This is a genomic window from Mycobacterium interjectum (genome assembly GCF_900078675.2).
GTDB classification, from domain to species: domain Bacteria; phylum Actinomycetota; class Actinomycetes; order Mycobacteriales; family Mycobacteriaceae; genus Mycobacterium; species Mycobacterium interjectum.
The window spans coordinates 3928674-3942353 of the sequence record NZ_LT546237.1 but is presented as its reverse complement, the minus strand read 5'-3'; the positions used below and the strand labels follow the sequence as shown (position 1 = coordinate 3942353).

The 13680-nt window shown below is 68.7% G+C and carries 10 protein-coding genes and 6 pseudogenes; 13 read left to right on the top strand and 3 right to left on the bottom strand.

Annotation, left to right across the window (positions count from 1 at the left end; all coding sequences use genetic code 11):
• Positions 1–246 precede the first annotated feature (246 nt).
• The 12 genes and pseudogenes from BN4348_RS53470 to BN4348_RS62580 all read left to right on the top strand — a co-directional run bounded on the left by BN4348_RS53470 (position 247) and on the right by BN4348_RS62580 (position 9295).
• Positions 247–702 carry a hypothetical protein gene (locus BN4348_RS53470; RefSeq protein WP_066916728.1) on the top strand — a complete coding sequence of 152 codons (456 nt, stop codon included), beginning with the start codon at positions 247–249 and terminating at the stop codon, positions 700–702.
• Between the two features lie 68 nt (positions 703–770).
• Positions 771–2213, top strand: coding sequence for a catalase (locus BN4348_RS53465; protein ID WP_066916726.1), 1443 nt, complete (start codon positions 771–773; stop codon positions 2211–2213).
• A gap of 52 nt (positions 2214–2265) precedes the next feature.
• The gene (locus tag BN4348_RS53460; protein ID WP_096866320.1) at positions 2266–2913 is read left to right on the top strand and encodes a sensor domain-containing protein; all 648 of its coding nucleotides are present in this window, start codon (positions 2266–2268) and stop codon (positions 2911–2913) included.
• A 176-nt stretch (positions 2914–3089) separates the two neighbouring features.
• On the top strand, positions 3090–4349 hold the full coding sequence (egtA, locus tag BN4348_RS53455) for an ergothioneine biosynthesis glutamate--cysteine ligase EgtA (RefSeq protein WP_066916723.1): 1260 nt from the start codon (positions 3090–3092) through the stop codon (positions 4347–4349).
• Positions 4346–4879 (top strand): annotated as a pseudogene (locus BN4348_RS53450) (DinB family protein); the annotation flags it as partial. The gene egtA and the pseudogene BN4348_RS53450, both read left to right, overlap by 4 nt.
• A 73-nt stretch (positions 4880–4952) precedes the next feature.
• Positions 4953–5918, top strand: coding sequence for an L-histidine N(alpha)-methyltransferase (egtD, locus tag BN4348_RS53445; protein WP_066916720.1), 966 nt, complete (start codon positions 4953–4955; stop codon positions 5916–5918).
• Positions 5915–5989, top strand: a pseudogene (locus BN4348_RS62970) (hypothetical protein); the annotation flags it as partial. The gene egtD and the pseudogene BN4348_RS62970, both read left to right, overlap by 4 nt.
• Positions 5990–6181, top strand: a pseudogene (locus tag BN4348_RS53440) (SUMF1/EgtB/PvdO family nonheme iron enzyme); the annotation flags it as partial.
• Positions 6181–6729 (top strand): annotated as a pseudogene (gene egtC / locus BN4348_RS53435) (ergothioneine biosynthesis protein EgtC); the annotation flags it as partial. The pseudogenes BN4348_RS53440 and egtC, both read left to right, overlap by 1 nt.
• Positions 6720–7562 (top strand): annotated as a pseudogene (gene egtE / locus BN4348_RS53430) (ergothioneine biosynthesis PLP-dependent enzyme EgtE); the annotation flags it as partial. The pseudogenes egtC and egtE, both read left to right, overlap by 10 nt.
• A gap of 188 nt (positions 7563–7750) precedes the next feature.
• Positions 7751–7870 (top strand): annotated as a pseudogene (locus tag BN4348_RS62965) (hypothetical protein); the annotation flags it as partial.
• Between the two features lie 39 nt (positions 7871–7909).
• Complete coding sequence (locus tag BN4348_RS62580; protein WP_160040571.1) at positions 7910–9295, top strand: PE family protein; 1386 nt, start codon at positions 7910–7912, stop codon at positions 9293–9295.
• 24 nt (positions 9296–9319) lie between these two features.
• Here BN4348_RS62580 and BN4348_RS53420 read toward each other — a convergent pair whose 3' ends face one another.
• A complete protein-coding gene (locus BN4348_RS53420) occupies positions 9320–9997 on the bottom strand; it encodes a class I SAM-dependent methyltransferase (RefSeq protein WP_066916714.1) in 678 nt (225 codons plus the stop codon).
• 19 nt (positions 9998–10016) lie between these two features.
• Positions 10017–11489, bottom strand: coding sequence for a glutamate-cysteine ligase family protein (locus tag BN4348_RS53415; protein WP_066916712.1), 1473 nt, complete (start codon positions 11487–11489; stop codon positions 10017–10019).
• A 182-nt stretch (positions 11490–11671) separates the two neighbouring features.
• Here BN4348_RS53415 and glpK point away from each other — a divergent pair, with 182 nt between their 5' ends.
• Positions 11672–13138, top strand: coding sequence for a glycerol kinase GlpK (glpK, locus tag BN4348_RS53410; RefSeq protein ID WP_235852934.1), 1467 nt, complete (start codon positions 11672–11674; stop codon positions 13136–13138).
• A gap of 82 nt (positions 13139–13220) precedes the next feature.
• On the opposite strand, the gene BN4348_RS53405 is transcribed toward glpK, so the two are convergent.
• Positions 13221–13680, bottom strand: a 460-nt coding sequence (locus tag BN4348_RS53405) for a PadR family transcriptional regulator (protein ID WP_142308825.1), incomplete at its 5' end; no start/stop codon positions are given.

The window sequence follows — 13680 nt, the reverse complement described above, 5'->3', positions numbered from 1 at the left end:
GGGCCGGGTGGCCCGGCCGGCGGCCCCGCGGCGGTCCAGGGCGGCGGGCCCGCGTCGGCAACGCCGGGAGCGCCCGGACCCAGCCAGATCCCGTCGTCGGTCGCGCCGCCTCGCACGCCGTAGGCGGATCGTCAAACCTCCACCGATAGCCCGGCGCTCGCACGAGCGCCGGGCTACACAATTTCACAGCAACTTTTGTCAGCGCAGCCTGTTATCGGGGTTGGCGACAGGGGCACTATTCAAGGCATGACCCAAACACCTGAACCATCGACGCCACCGCCTTCCGTTGCCGCCGAGCCGCCGCCGGCGCCCCCGTACGAGCGGGTCAAGCCGCCCAGGCTCTACGTCGCGGCCGCGTGGGTGGTGATCGTGGCCGGGATCGTCTTCATTCTCTCCACCGTCTTCTTCGCCGGCGCCATGGTCGTCGGGTTCAACCATCACTGCCACCACAAACATCACCACGGCATGATGTACGGCCCGGGCGGCCCGGGCGGCGGGCCGTGGCAGTTCGGCGGGCCCGGCGGTCCGGGGATGGTCGTCGGCCCGTGGGGTCCGCCGCCGGGCTTCGGCCCGGGTGGGCCGGGCGGCCCCTTCGGTCCGCCGCCGGGCGCCGGTCCGGGGGGACCCGGCGGTCCCGGCCAGTCGCCGACGCCCAGCGCGACCGTTCCCGCGCCGAACACCCCGGGCAATCCGCGTCCATAGGAAGGCCGTTTGTGCCGCGCCGCATCGAAAGCCGTTAAGCCCGTTCAAGATAAGCAGAGGTAGCGAAAATGACTGACCGCCATACCACCACCGACGCCGGCATCCCCGCACCGAGCGACGACCAATCGTTGACCATCGGCCCCGACGGGCCGATCCTGCTGCAGGATCATTACCTGATCGAGCAGATGGCCCAGTTCAACCGGGAACGCATCCCCGAGCGCCAACCGCACGCCAAGGGGGGTGGCGCGTTCGGCCAGTTCGAGGTGACCAACGACGTCAGCAAGTACACCCGGGCCGCGGTGTTCCAGCCCGGCACCAAGACCGAGATGCTGGCAAGGTTCTCCACCGTCGCCGGCGAGCGGGGCAGCCCGGACACCTGGCGGGACCCGCGCGGGTTCGCGCTGAAGTTCTACACGGCCGAGGGCAACTTCGACCTGGTCGGCAACAACACGCCGGTCTTCTTCATGCGCGACCCGCTGAAGTTCCAGCACTTCATCCGGTCGCAAAAGCGCCTGCAGGCCAGCAACGTGCGCGACCACAACATGCAATGGGATTTCTGGACGCTGTCGCCGGAGTCCGCGCACCAGGTCACTTGGCTGATGGGCGATCGTGGGATCCCCAAGAGCTGGCGGCAGATGAACGGCTACAGCAGCCACACCTACAGCTGGATCAACGCCGGCGGCGAGATCTTCTGGGTGAAGTACCACTTCGTCACCGACCAGGGCAACGACTTTTTGACCCAGGAGGACGCCGACCGGCTGGCCGGCGAGGACGGTGACTACCACCAGCGGGACCTCTACGAGGCGATCGAGGGCGGCAATCACCCGAGCTGGACGCTGAAGATGCAGATCATGCCCTACGAGGAGGCCAGGAACTACCGGTTCAACCCGTTCGATCTGACCAAGGTGTGGCCGCACGGCGACTACCCGTTGATCGACGTCGGCAAGATGACCCTGAACCGCAACGTCACCGACTACCACACCGAAATCGAGCAGGCCGCCTTCGAGCCGAACAACACGGTGCCCGGCACCGGGTTGAGCCCGGACAAGATGCTGCAGGCCCGCGGCTTCTCCTACTCCGACGCGCACCGCGCCCGGCTGGGGACCAACTACCGGCAGATCCCCGTCAACACGCCGAAGGTGGAGGTGAACAGCTACTCCAAGGACGGTGCGATGCGGATGACCAACGTCTCCGATCCGGTGTATGCGCCCAATTCCTACGGCGGCCCGCAGGCGGACCCGGCGCGCGCCGCCGAGGTGCGCTGGCACGCCGACGGCGACATGGTCCGCGCCGCGTACACGCTGCACGCCGAGGACGACGACTGGGGCCAGGCCGGGACCATGGTCCGCGAAGTGCTCGACGATGCGGCCCGGGAACGCTTGGCGCACAACATCATCGGCCACGTCTCCAAGGGCGTCAAAGAGCCGGTGTTGTCGCGGGTGTTCGAGTACTGGCGCAACGTCGACGCCGACCTCGGTAAGAAAGTGGAGGAGGGGGTGCGGGCGCAATAATCCGGCGTTCGCAATCGCGCACCCGGCCCTGGCATGATCGAAGCCCATGACCATGCGGATCTGTGCCGCGGTGGTGACCGTCGGCGTGGCGGTCGGAACAGGGTTGGGCGTTCCCGTCGCGGCCGCGCATCCGTCGGAGCCCGGGGTGGTCAATTACGCGGTCCTGGGCAAGGGGTCGATCGGCAACATCGTCGGCGGGCCGATGGGCTGGGAGTCGACGTTCACCCAGCCCTTCCAGGGCTTCTCGGTCGACGTACCGGTGTGCAACAACTGGGCGGACGTCGGGCTCCCCGAGGTGTTCGACGATCCGGATCTGGCGTCGTTCAACGGGGCGACGACCCAGACGTCGGCCAACGACCAGACCCATTTCGTCAAACAGGCGGTCGGGGTGTTCGCCAGTGACGACGCCGCGGGCCGGGCGTTCCATCGTGTCGTGGACCGGACCGTTGGTTGCTCGGGGCAGACCACCGCGATGCATCTGGACAACGGCAGCACCCAGGTGTGGTCTTTCGACGGCGGCCCGGCGACGGGAACGGACGCCAATTGGACCAAGCAGGAAGCGGGCACCGACCGGCGCTGTTTCGATCAAACCAGGCTGCGCGAAAACGTGTTGCTGCAGGCCAAGGTCTGCCAGTCTGGCAACGCGGGCCCCGCGGTCAACGTCCTGGCCGGGGCGATGCAGAACGCGCTGGGCCAATAGCGTGGCCCCGCACACTCGGGTGGGTCCGGATGGCTTCTGACTGGGAAGTCCCGGCGGGACGGGAATATGTCGGTGCGATCTGCAAGATGAAGTAGTGGCGATATTTCTCCGCTCGTTGCGCAACCAGCGGTCCGCAGGCCATGCCGGGTCGGCCGGGCCCACGAAGGGATCGTGATATGACGTCCGCCGCCGTCAGCGCCGCCGAAGCCGAAATGGTCGACTCTGCCGCCGCCGCGAAATACATCGCCGAGGGCTGCCTGATCGATGGACCGTTGCGGCGTATCGGCCTGGAGCTGGAAGGGCATTGCCACGACCTCACCGACCCGCACCGCCGGCCCGGCTGGGACGAAATCACCGGGGTGCTCGAGCGGCTGCCCGCCCTGCCCGGCGGCAGCGTCGTCACGGTCGAACCCGGCGGAGCCGTCGAGCTGTCCGGCCCGCCCGCCGCCGGGGTGCTGGCCTCCATCGATGCGATGAAGCGGGATCAGGCCGTGCTGCGGTCGGCCTTCGCCGACGCCGGGCTGGGCCTGGTTTTCCTCGGGGCCGATCCGCTGCGGCCGCCGAAGCGCATCAACCCGGGCTCGCGCTACCGCGCCATGGAGCAGTTCTTCGGCGCCAGCCGCTCCGGGGAGGCGGGCGCGGCGATGATGACGTCGACGGCGTCGATTCAGGTCAACGTGGACGCCGGGCCGCGCGACGGCTGGGCGGCGCGGGTCCGGCTGGCGCACGCGCTGGGCCCGACGATGATCGCGATCTCCGCGAACTCCCCGATGCTGGGCGGCGAGTTCACCGGGTGGGTGTCGACCCGGCAGCGGGTGTGGGGCGACATGGACTCGGCGCGCTGTGGACCGATCCTGGGCGCCAGCGGCGACGACCCGGGCACCGACTGGGCGCGCTATGCGCTCAAAGCGCCGGTGATGCTCGTGCGCGACCCCGAAGCGGTGGCCGTCACGCGGTGGGTGCCGTTCGCGGACTGGGTGGACGGCCGGGTGTTGCTCGGCGAGCGGCGGCCGACGATCGCCGACCTGGAATACCACCTGACCACGCTGTTCCCGCCGGTGCGCCCGAGGCAGTGGCTGGAGATCCGCTACCTCGACAGCGTCCCCGACGCGTTGTGGCCGGCGGTGGTGTTTACGTTGGTGGCGCTGCTCGACGACCCGGTCGCCGCCGAGCTCGCGGCCGAGGCCGTCGAACCCGTGGCCACCGCCTGGGACACCGCGGCCCGGGTGGGCCTGCGCGACCGGCGGCTCTACCAGGCGGCCAACACCTGCGTCGCGGTCGCGGCCGAGCGGGCCCCGGCGGAGCTGACCGAGTCGATGCAGCTCCTGGTCAGCGGCGTCGAGCAGGCCCGATGTCCGGGCGACGACTTTTCCGACCGGGTCATCGAGCATGGCATCGCCCCGGTGGTGGCGCGGCTGGCGCAAGGGGGCTTGTGACGTCCCGGGAGAGACTTGCGGGCGACATGGCGCGGGCGCGGGCGCGGACGCTGCGGCTGGTCGACTTCGACGACGACGAGCTGTGGCGACAGTACGACCCGTTGATGAGCCCGCTGGTGTGGGATCTGGCGCACATCGGTCAGCAGGAAGAGTTCTGGCTGCTGCGGGGCGGCGACCCGGCCCGGCCCGGGATGTTGCCGCCGGCCGTCGAGGGTCTCTACGACGCGTTCGAATACTCCCGCGCCAGCCGGGTGGAGTTGCCGCTGCTGCCCCCCGAGCGGGCGCGGTCCTATTGCCGGACCGTGCGGTCGGCCGCGCTGGACGCTTTGGACGCGCTGCCCGAAGACCCCGCCGGCGAGCACGCGGCGTTCGTCTTCGGGCTGGTGGTCAGCCACGAAAACCAGCACGACGAAACCATGCTGCAGGCGCTGAACCTGCGCACCGGCGCGCCGCTGCTGACCGACGGCTCCGCCCTGCCCGCGGGCCGGCCCGGGGTGGCCGGAACGTCGGTGCTGATCCCGGGCGGCCCCNGCACCTGGTGGAGGTCACCTCGGCGGGCGTCAGGATCACCCCGCTGGATCACCCGCATTCGAAAGGATCTCGATGACGCTGACGCTGTCCAACCACCTCGCCGCCGACTCCGCGTATCACGCGCTGCGTCGCGACGTGCTCGACGGCCTACGGCAGACGCCGAAAACCCTGCCGCCCAAGTGGTTCTACGATTCGGTGGGCAGCGAGTTGTTCGATCAGATCACCCGGCTGCCCGAGTACTACCCGACCCGCGCCGAGGCCGAGATCCTGTGCGACCGGTCTGGCGAGGTCGCGTCGGCCAGCGAGGCCGACACCCTGGTCGAGCTGGGCGCCGGGACGTCGGAGAAGACGCGGCGGCTGCTGGACGCGCTGCGCGACCGCGGCTCGCTGCGCGGGTTCGTGCCGTTCGACGTCGACGCCAGCGTGCTGTCCGCCACCGCCGCCGCCATCCAGCGCGAATACCCGGGCATCGAAATCAACGCCGTCTGTGGGGATTTCGAGGAACACCTGACCGAGATCCCCGACGGCGGCAGGCGGTTGTTCGTTTTCCTGGGATCGACGATCGGCAACCTGACGCCCGAGCCGCGCGCGGAATTCCTGGCCACCCTGGCCGGGGTGATGCGGCCGGGCGACAGCCTGCTGCTGGGCACGGACCTGGTCAAGGACACCGAACGGCTGGTGCGCGCCTATGACGACACCGCCGGGGTGACGGCCCGGTTCAACCGCAACGTGCTCGCGGTGATCAACCGGCAGCTCGACGCCGACTTCGATGTCGAGGCCTACCGGCACGTGGCGCGCTGGAACACCGACGCGGAGCGCATCGAAATGTGGCTGCGGGCCGGCCGGCGCCAGCGGGTGCGGGTCGGCGCGCTTGACCTGACGGTCGATTTCGCGGACGGCGAGGAAATGCTCACCGAGGTCTCGTGCAAGTTCCGCCCGGACGGGGTCAGCGCCGAATTGGCCGAGGCCGGGCTGCGTCGCATCCGGTGGTGGACCGACGGCGCGGGCGACTTCGGGCTGTCGCTGGCCGTTAAGTGACGGCGGATTCGCTGGCCGACCGGTGGCGGGCGGCCCGCCCACCGGCGGCCGGGCTGCACCTCGACAGCGCGGNCGTCCCGATGATTTACCAGCGCTACTCGCAGCCGTTCTTCGACGGCGACTACCGGGTGCTGCGCGGCGGCTCGTGGGCCGTGGAGGCGGCGATCCTGCGGCCCAGCTTCCGCAACTGGGACCATCCGGTCCGGCGCCAGATTTTCTCCGGTGTCCGCCTGGCCTGGGACGTGCTGGAGGAATCGGCCTGATGTGTCGCCACCTGGGCTGGCTCGGCGCGGACGTGACCGTCTCCTCGCTGGTGCTTGACCCGCCGTGCGGGTTGCGGGTGCAGTCGTACGCCCCGCGTCGCCAGAAGCACGGCCTGATGAACGCCGACGGTTGGGGCGTCGGGTTTTTCGACCGCGACGTGCCCCGGCGCTGGCGCAGCCCGGCACCGCTGTGGGGCGACGTGTCGTTCGACTCGATCGCGCCGGCGCTGCGCAGCCACTGCGTGGTGGCCGCGGTGCGCTCGGCGACCGTGGGGATGCCGATCGAGGCCAGTGCGACCGCGCCGTTCACCGACGGCCGCTGGCTGTTGTCGCACAACGGGATCGTCGATCGCGCGGTGTTGCCGCCCACCTCGTCTGCCGAATCTTCTTGCGACAGCGCGATACTCGCGGCAACCATCTTCGAGCGTGGGCTCGACGCGCTGGGCGACACCGTCGCCGACATCGGCGCCGCCGACCCGCTGGCGCGGCTGAACGTGTTGGCCGCCGACGGCGCCCGGCTGCTGGCGACCGCCTGGGGCGACANCTTGCCTGCCTGCCCGGGGAGTACGGGCCCAACCTGGCCGTGATGGCCGCGTACGGGTTCGAGGTGCGCACCTTGCCGACCCTGGACGACGGCAGGCTGGCGCTCGACGACGCGGCATTCCAACTTGACGAGAACCCGCCGGACTTGGTCCACCTCACGCCCCTGGCCAGCCACCGAGGCGTGGTGCAGCCCCTTGACATGATGGCCAGGCTCTGCCGCCAACTGGGCGTGCCGCTGGTGGTGGATGCCGCGCAGGCGCTGGGCCACATCGACTGCGCCGTCGGCGCCGACGCCATGTATTCGTCGTCGCGCAAATGGCTCGCCGGGCCGCGCGGCGTCGGGGCCGTGGCGCTGCGGCCCGGGCTGATGGACCGGCTGACGCCGCGGCTGCCGGCACCGCACTGGGCCGCGGGCCTGCCGGTGGCGCAGCAGCTAGGCTTCGGGGAAGCCAATGCCGCTGCGCGCGTGGGCTTTTCGGTTGCGGTCGGCGAACATCTGGCCTGCGGGCCGGAATCGGTCCGTGCCCGGTTGGCCGAGCTCGGCGTCGTCGCCCGCACCCTGCTGGCCGACGTCGACGGGTGGCTGGTGGTCGAAGAGACCGAGGAGCCGAGCGCCATCACTACGCTGGCCCCCGTCGACGGCGCCGACCCCGAAGCGGTGCGAGCATGGTTGCTCGCCGAGCGGCGCATCGTCACGACCTACGCGGGGGTGGCGCGGGCGCCGCGCGAACTCACCGCGCCGGTGTTGCGGATCTCGCCCCACGTCGACACCACGGCCGGCGACCTGGAGAGCTTCGCCGAGGCGCTGATCGCGGCGACCGCGGCGACCGGCACCTAGCGGTGCGCCGGGCCGCGGCCCGAAGAAACCGATTCGGGAAATCCGGCGCCTAATTTTGACGAAAAGTATGAAAAGCACTGTGCTTATTGGGCACGTGTGGGGTAGGTTTTCCCTAGCGCGCGCCCGGGTTAAGGGTCGGCCCGCGACGGCACGCCCCTCGATGACGAGCAGGTGAAAATGGGTGCCGGATGAGATCCGCTGCGATACTTCAGGCGGCGGCCTGGGATGGGTTGACGGGCGAATTGGGTTCGGCCGCAGAGTCATTCAGCTCGGCGATCCCAGGGCCGGCGACGACGGCCGCCACCGCCCGACCCTGCTCTTTGCGGCGTGCGTGATAGGAGATGGAGATGTCGTATGTGATCACCGTGCCGGACGCGGTGCAGGGTGCCGCTCAGGACTTGGCAGGTATTCGCGCCTCGCTGACCGAGGCCGCCGCGGCCGCGGGCCCCACCACGGGGATAGCGGCGTCCGCTGGAGACGAGGTATCGATCGCGATCGCTTCGCTTTTCGGCAGCGCCGGCCAGCAATTTCAAGCCCTCAACGCTCAAGCACAGGCATTCCACGCTGAGTTCGAAACGCTGTTGAGTGCCGGTGCGGCGGCATATGTCGGCGCCGAGGCCGCTAACGCAGGGCAGGTTTTGAGCATGCCCGCCGCGGCGGTACCCGCCGCGACCTACCGAACCTTCAACCTTCTCAACGGCGCACTCGACATCAATATCGGGACGGGTGGCATTCAGTTCACGATCAGCACACCCGGGGCCATCCTGCCGGCAGTTCACATACCTCCGATAAATGTCGCCCCCTTCAATCTGCCCCAGCTCACCATTCCGTCGATCAACATTCCGGCCGGTTCCACGGTCGCCAATGTCACGGTGAGTCCGTTCAGCTTGCCGCAACTGTCGATACCGTCCATCAGTATCCCGGCCGGCACGACCCCCGCCAACATCACCGTCGGCGCATTTGACCTGCCGTCGATAACGACCCCCGCCATCACGGTGCCGCCGATCAACCTGCCCGCGGTGACCATCCCGGCGTTCCAGACGCCCCTGATCCAGGTGACGGGCTGGAGCCTGCCTTCGATAACCGTCCCCCAAATCACTCTTCCGCAGATACAGTTCCCGGACATCAATGTCCCGGGTGGCGGTCAGACAGTGGTCACTTTGACAACCGGCAACATTCTTTTCCCGAATTACAACATCAATCTTCAGTCGTTCGATTTCGCGCCATCACTTGGCTTAAACACACTGGGCTATATCACTCAAATCAACATTCCCAGTATCCAGATCGGGGCCTTCACCCTGCCCTACCTGAGCATCAGCAACCCGAGCGGCGGCAGCTACGTGTTTCCGTCCATCGGCCTTTCCGGCTTCTCCGTCCCGTCGGTCACCGTTCCGCCCATCGCCGTCGGCGGTTTCACGCTGCCGCAGGTCAGCTGGCCGGCGTTCGCCACGGCGCCGCTGACCATCCCGCCGATCGGCGTCGGCGGTTTCACGCTGCCGCAGGTCAGCTGGCCGGGGTTCGCCACGGCGCCGCTGACCATCCCGCCCATCGGCGTCGGCGGCTTCAGCCTGCCCGACGTGAACATCCCCAACATCACCCTGGCCCCCGTTCAGCAGGAGCAGTTCACGATCCCGCCAATACCCACCTGGCTGAACGGAGCGACCGTCGTGACGAACGACTTCGTTGGAATCGTGGAAGACATCGCGGCCAGCCTGCTGGGCGTGAGCCCCTGACCCGCGGTGCGGCGCGGTTAAAACTCACCCGGCCTTGTGCGCGATCAGCAGGTAGGCCGGCAACTTCATCCGGCCCTTCTCGTCGCGGTCGTGCGGCGGGAATTCGAAGGGCGCGTTGGAGATCGGGGGAATGTTCGCGTGGATGTAGGCGGGCCGGATATCGTCGATCTCCCAGTACTTGCTCACCGCGGCGCGCAACTCGTCCTCGTCGACCTCGTTGGGCTTGGGTTCCATCTCCGCGGGGAAGGCACCCTTGGCGAATACCAGCACGAAATAGCCTGCCCCCGGGGCGGCCGCGCGGTGGATCGAGCTCAGGTAGCCGTCGCGGCCCTCCACGGGTAGCGAATGGAACAACGTGCTGTCGACGACCGTCGAGAAACGTCCGTCATATCCCGTGAAGGACGTGATGTCGGCCTGCACGAAGCTGGCGGTGCTCAGGCCGCGTTCTTGAGCCGCCCTGGTGGCCGCCGCGACGGCGGTCGGCGTGAGGTCGATGCCGACCACGGTGTAGCCCTGCGCGGCCAGCGCCAGCGACAGCTCGGCGAAGCCGCATCCGGCGTCAAGCACGTCGCTACGGAACTTTCCGGCCGCGATCAGCGCCGCCAATTCCGGCTGCGGCTCACCGATGTTCCACGGCGGCGGCCCCTCGAATTCGCCGTCCTCGCGATACGCGCCGTCCCAATCCATGATGTCGGTCGACATGGTCAACCCCCTCGCGTCGCTACAGATCCCAAGTGTGCACCGGCTCGTTGGCGTGCATGTGTTCGCAATACCGTCGCAGCATCTCGCCCAGCGCCGCGGGCCGGCTCGCACCGCCGTCCTCCAGGGTACGCACGGTGGATACCTGCCAGGTCGCGCCGTTGCGGCCGGCGCGGGCGCGGCCCTCGATGACCCCGAGGAAACGGTCGCGCACCTCGGCGTCGACGCCCCAGCGGCGCAGTCCGTCGTCTGCGATCGGCAACAACGTGTCGAGCACCAGTTCCCGCGCCGTCACCTTGCCCACACCGGGCCAGAGCAGCCGGGCGTCTATGCCGTTGCGCGCCGCCTCGAGGAAATTCGCCCGTGCCACAAGGAAACCCATCCTGTTCCACAGCGGGTCTTCGCCTTCGGCGAGGCCGCGCAGCAGGCCGTAGTAGAAGGCGGCGTTGCCGAGCATGTCGACGACGGTCGGGCCGGCCGGGAGCACCCGGTTCTCCAGCCGCAGGTGCGGGCGCCCGTCGACCACGTCGTACACCGGCCGGTTCCAGCGGTACACGGTGCCGTTGTGCAGGCGCAGTTCGCCGAGCTGCGGGGTGCGCCCGGCGGCCAACTCGGCGACCGGGTCTTCGGCGGACACTTCGGGCAGCAGGGACGGGAAGTATTGGATGTTCTCTCCGAACAGGTCGAGCACCGAGGTGATCCACCGTTCGCCGAACCACACCCGTGGTCGCACGCCCTGCGCCTTGAGTTCCTCGGGTCGGGTGTCGGTGGATTGCGCGAACAACTCGATGCGGGTTTCCGACCACAGCTGATGGCCGAAGAAATAGGGGGAGTTGGCCGCCAGAGCCAGTTGGGGGGCGGCGAGCGCCTGGGCCGCGTTCCAATTGGCCGCGAATTCTTCAGGGGCCAGCTGCAGATGCAATTGCATGCTGGTGCAAGCGGATTCGGGCGCGATCGTCGCGGCTCGCCAGCTCAGCGGCTCCGGGCCGGAGATGTTGATCGCGATGTCCTCGCCGCGGGCGGAAAAGATCGAATCGTTGAGGGCCGCATACCGCTTCGATTCGCTCATCCAGTTGTCGTCGAGGTGCTCGGGCATCAGCGTGGGCAGGATCCCGATCATCACGATGTGGGCCCCCCAGGAGTTGGCCTTGAGCTCGGCGTCGTTGAGGCTGGCCCGCACCTCGGCCTCCAGGTCCAAGCCGGTGTGTCCGGGCAACGGCCGGGGCGGCACGTTGAATTCGATGTTGTAGGCGCCCAATTCGGTCTGGTAGGCCGGATCTGCGATGGCGTCCAGCACGACACGATTCGACATGGCGGGCTGATAGTCGGCGTCGACGAGGTTGCACTCGATCTCCATGCCCGTGAGCGGCCGGTCCGCGTCGAACCGCGACTGTGCGAGCATCGTCTCGAAGACGTCCAGGCACAGCCGCACCTTGCGCCGGTATTCCTCCCGCTGCGCGCGGTCGTACGTGGTGCGGTTCACCTCTTCGCCCACAACGCCGATGCAACAGGTTTACCGGGCGCAACGCAAGGGCGTGGGGCTGACCTGTGCTGACCGCCGCGGAGCTAGTAGACGATCATGGACGTGCACGTCTCACATGGGTGGAGGAGAGCTCGTTGGCCGAGTCCGCGGAATTCGTAGCCGCCATCGATCAGGGCACCACCAGCACCCGGTGCATGATTTTCGATCACGACGGGGCCGAAGTCGCCCGCCATCAGCTCGAGCACGAGCAGATCCTGCCCCGCGCCGGGTGGGTCGAGCACGACCCGGTGGAGATCTGGGAGCGCACGTCGTCGGTGCTGATGTCGGTGCTGAATCGGGCCAACCTGTCGGCGAAGGAGCTTTTGGCCCTGGGCATTACGAACCAGCGGGAGACGACGCTGGTGTGGAACCGGCGGACCGGACGGCCGTATTACAACGCGATCGTCTGGCAGGACACCCGCACCGACCGGATCGCGTCGGCGCTGGACCGGGACGGCCGCGGGGACGTGATTCGCCGCAAGGCCGGCCTGCCGCCGGCGACCTATTTTTCCGGCGGCAAGGTGCAGTGGATCCTGGAAAACGTCGACGGGGTGCGCGAGGCCGCCGAAAGCGGTGACGCCCTTTTCGGCACCGCCGACACCTGGGTGTTGTGGAATCTGACCGGCGGGCCGCGGGGCGGCGCCCACGTCACCGACGTGACCAACGCCAGCCGCACGATGCTGATGAACCTGGAGACGCTGGACTGGGACGACGAGCTGTTGTCGTTCTTCTCCGTCCCGCGCGCGATGCTGCCGGCGATCGCGTCGTCGTCGCCGCTGCAGCCCTACGGTGTGACGCTGGAGTCCGGGCCCGTCGGTGGCGAGGTTCCGATCACCGGCGTCCTCGGCGACCAGCACGCGGCGATGGTCGGCCAGGTGTGCCTGGCCGAGGGGGAGGCCAAAAACACCTACGGCACCGGCAACTTCCTGCTGCTCAACACCGGCGAGACGATCGTCCGGTCCGACAACGGCCTGCTGACGACCGTCTGTTATCAGTTCGGCGACGCCAAACCCGTTTACGCGCTTGAGGGTTCGATAGCGGTCACGGGCTCGGCGGTGCAGTGGTTGCGCGATCAGCTGGGCATCATCAGCGGCGCCGCGCAGAGCGAGTCGCTGGCTCGCCAGGTTCCCGACAACGGTGGCGTGTATTTCGTCCCGGCATTTTCCGGGTTGTTCGCCCCGTATTGGCGATCCGACGCCCGCGGCGCAATCGTGGGGCTGTCGCGGTTCAACACCAATGCGCACCTGGCCCGCGCGACGCTGGAGGCGATCTGCTACCAGAGCCGCGATGTGGTGGACGCGATGCAGGCGGATTCCGGTGTGCGCCTTGAGGTGCTCAAGGTCGACGGCGGCATCACGGGCAACGACTTGTGCATGCAGATCCAGGCCGACGTGCTGGGCGTGGACGTGGTGCGGCCGGTGGTCGCCGAGACCACCGCGCTCGGCGCCGCCTACGCCGCGGGACTGGCGGTCGGGTTCTGGGCGGACCCGTCCGATCTGCGGGCCAACTGGCAAGAGGACAAGCGCTGGACGCCCACGTGGGACGACGACCAGCGCGCCGCGGGGTATGCGGGTTGGCGGAAGGCGGTCCAGCGGACCCTGAATTGGGTCGATGTGACCTGACCCCCGTTGCCGCGAGCGTGCGCGTCTGTACGCCGACCGTTCGTGCCGTCATTCTGCGCACGCTCGCGGCTTGGAAGTCGGGTCAGTCCTCGCCGAGGATGCCGTAGACCTCGCGGCGGGCGTTGTTGAGGATCTCCACGATGCGCTGCTGCTGCTCGGCGGTGGCGGTATGCGCGGACTGCGCGACCGCGCCGAACAACTGGCCGATCGCAGCCCGCAGGTTGACCTGGCCGGGATCGGCGCCTTCGGCGATCTCGTCCCACGGTGGGGTCTCGATCTTCTCGGCGGCCGTGCGGCCCTCATCGGTCAGCGTGAAAAGCTTTTTGCTGCCGTCGGTTTCGCTGGCGCTGATCAGGCCTTCGTCGTCCAGCAGCTGCAGCGTCGGGTACACCGACCCGGGGCTGGGCCGCCAGATTCCATTGCTGCGCTCGGCGATCTGCTGAATCATTTCGTAGCCGTGCATCGGCCGCTCGGCCAGCAGGGCCAGGATGGCCGTTCGCACGTCACCGCGGCGTCCCCGGCCGCGGCCGCCGCGACGCGAC